2 protein-coding genes are annotated in these 3,383 nt (G+C 36.6%); both read left to right on the top strand.

Annotated elements, in window-relative coordinates:
- The coding region (locus ADM50_RS05805) for a prealbumin-like fold domain-containing protein (RefSeq protein ID WP_049484825.1) at positions 1-514 on the top strand (514 nt) is incomplete at its 5' end.
- Between the two features lie 592 nt (positions 515-1,106).
- The coding region (locus tag ADM50_RS05800) for a Cna B-type domain-containing protein (RefSeq protein WP_049484824.1) at positions 1,107-3,383 on the top strand (2,277 nt) is incomplete at its 3' end.

The raw sequence follows: 3,383 nt of genomic DNA, 5'->3' as shown, positions 1-3,383 counted from the left end.
AGACTCTAAGGGTGAAGAAAACAAAGTCGTTACCAACGGCTCAACTGTAACTGTAACCGACAAAGACGATGACCTACCACGTAAGATTACCTTCAGTAAGGTAAATCTAGCAGGTGAAGAAATCGCGGGTGCAAAAATCCAAATTTTCCGTGGAGAAAAAGTTGCAGGTAGTCCTGTGGCTGAATGGACTTCAAAAGCAAATCAATCACATGTACTTGATTTGACTCCGGGAGTATATACTTTCCATGAAGAGGCCGCTCCAACTGGATACTTAGCAGTAACAGATATTACATTCCAAGTTAACTACGACGGAACTGTAACAGTGGTAAATGCTAGTGGAAATCAGGTTGAGTTTAAGGATGGTAAGTTAGTAGTAACGGACCAAACTGAACCAGAAAATCCTAACCTACCAAACACTGGAAGTGAATCTGGACAAGCTGCATTAGCAGCAGGTTTAGCTCTTCTAGCTTTAGGTGCAGGTCTTGTAGCAACTAAACGAAGAAAAGAAGACTAATCTCATTTAGTAGCCAATAAGTACAGTAAAGAAAGATCAGGGATAACCCCCTGGTCTTTTTTTATGGTTCAGAATAATGAAATATGTTAAATTAAACTATTTATCAGTATGGGGTATGACTATTACTAGATCTCTTCTGATTTTTACTTATATAAAATAGTTTGGATAATTATTAAGGTGTATCAAACTTATAAATAAATGGAATGTTTTGTGCAATGTTTCTTTCTGTTTGTTTAAAAGAGAAGTTGTTCGTATGTGTACACTAAACTTAAAGAAACTTCAGTGTGATGAAAGAATTAATTTTTATGACAGTAATTTTACACTGTGTCAATATTTTCAAAAGGCAATAACCTCATAATATTACAAAAAAAGTTAATTTTGTTTTATAATGAAATTAAAGGAGATTTCTATATTAAGTACAGAACAAATACGATAAGTATTGTACTCACATATAGTTATGAAATATGTTAATATGATGTAGTTTAATTAATAACTCTCATGTATTTCAATAAGTCTGAAAGGAGATGAGTATTGGGAATCTATTATCAGAGTTGGTCGTTTTAATGTTTTCGGTAATTTAGAAAGGAAGATTATGAAGAACAAGAAATTTTGGTTACCCATCCTAACCTCTCTGGCCTGTTTGCTAGGGATGATCTTTGCTCCAAATTCAGTTCAAGCAAAGGAACTGAAGAACGTTATCAGTAATATTGGAATTTGGGAGGTTGATAATGGTAGATTTATAAAACCGGATGCGAATGGTGTTTATACTCTGTCTCCTGAGCATAATGATTACCCGAACTACAAGTTTATCGCAGATTATGATTTAAGTGCTTACGATGGTAAGTTGGAGGATGGTGACACCTTTACATTCACTGTTCCAGGTCCTTTGTCAGTTAAAGAGGAAACTTTTGATCTAAAGGACAAGGAAACAGACCTTGTTATCGGAGAAACAAAAATTGTGTCTAATGGTGATAATAATGGTGGAAAGGCTACAATTACCCTAAAAAATTTAAAAACTTACCTAGAGAAGAAGAAGGGAATCTATGTTCAGAATGTTAGAGGAAGCTTCTATCTTGGATTTAGTTCTAAGAATGAGCTAAGTGAGCAAACACTACGCTTTGAAAAGACAGAAACAATAAATGAAATTACTTATCAAATCAGGGTTGGTCGAAGAGGTGAGGTTGATTATTCTGAAGGGATTGGCAAAGCCAACTTTAGTAAATATCATGGATTAATTAGTAAGGAAGCCTGGACCTCAAAAGCTTTAAATAAGAGTGGTCAATATCTTCATACGTGGTATGTTCGGGTCAATCCAAAGCAAGCATCATATGATAAAATTGAGATTCATGATTGGGTCGATCCAAATTCGTCACCAATGCAAATGATTCCGGAATCTCTCAGTGTTATAGCAGGTTGGTATAACAAAGTATACTACATGAAAGATGAGGTAGTTTTAGAAGCTGGTAAAGATTACCAAGTTAATTGGAATGATTCTTATACAGAATTCACCATTACCATTAACAACGCTTCTTCTATCGTAGCTAAAAATGGAAAACCAGCAGCTTTTCGAATTGGTTATAAAACGAGCGCTCCAGGAGATGGTACAAAAGTACTGAATAATGTCGAAGTAAAAGCTAATGATAAAAAACTGGAGTATCAAGATTATAGTAATAAGACGGTACTTCAGCAGATTGGTAATTCTGTTGTGGCCTCAGGAGGAACTATACAATTAGAGACAGCTTACCGTATCATTCTTTACAAGGTCGACGAGCTGACTCATGACCGTCTAAAAGGAGCAAAATTCAAGATTACTCCTCCGGCAGGAGCTACGGCTAAAGAGGAAATTGTAACGACAAATGATGACGGAATTGTTGAATCATCTATTTACTCAGAAAGTGATATCAAGAAAGGGAACTTTACGGTAACTGAGGTTGAGGCTCCTGAGGGATATGAGTTGAATTCTACTCCATTTGAGATGACTGTTGGACAAGATGGAGCTATCAAAACAGTTACAAATAAACGTAGCAAAGCTAAAGTTAAGATTAAAGCTAATAAAAAACTTACAGGACGTGAGTTGAAGGCTGAAGAGTTTGAATTCACTTTAACAGACCAAGATGGTAAGGTGAAAGAAACTGTGAAGAATGACAAAGACGGAAACGTTGCTTTCTCAGAATTGGAATTCGACAAAGCAGGGACTTATACCTTTAAAATTGCCGAAAAAGCTGGCAGTGATACAGGCATCAAGTACGACACTAAAACTGTCACGGCTACAGTTACTGTAGCGGACAAGGGTAAAGGTGCACTTGAAGCAACTGTTTCTTATGATGATGAGAAAGCTTTCGAAAACAAATACACTCCAGCCAAAACTGAAGTTCCTGTGAAGAAAGTATGGAAGGACGCGAACAACCAAGATGGTAAACGTCCATCTTCTATAACAGTTAAATTGCTTGCGGATGGTCAAGATACAGGTAAGACACTTACATTGACTGAAGCAAATGGTTGGGCTGGAAGCTTCAAAGACCTTGATGCTGATAAAGGCGGAACACCTATTAAGTATACAGTAGTAGAAGTAACTGTTCCTAGTTACACTTCTGAAATTACTGGTGATGCTGCATCTGGATTCACCATCACAAATAGCTATTCACCAGAAACAGTTGATGTAAAAGCAACTAAGAACTGGGATGACGCTAATAACCAAGACGGCAAACGTCCGACTAAGATTACAATCAATCTTTTAGCAGACGGTAAGAAAGTTGATTCGAAAGAAATTCAGGCTGCTGCAGACGGAACATGGACTGCTACATTCGAAAAATTAGCAAAATATAAAGCTGGTAAAGAAATCAAATACACTGTAACAGAAGAAGCCGTA

Source organism: Streptococcus oralis (assembly GCF_001075675.1).
GTDB classification, from domain to species: Bacteria; Bacillota; Bacilli; order Lactobacillales; family Streptococcaceae; genus Streptococcus; species Streptococcus oralis_V.
The sequence above is the reverse complement of the archived record's forward strand: the minus strand, read 5'-3'. Positions and strand labels throughout refer to the sequence as shown.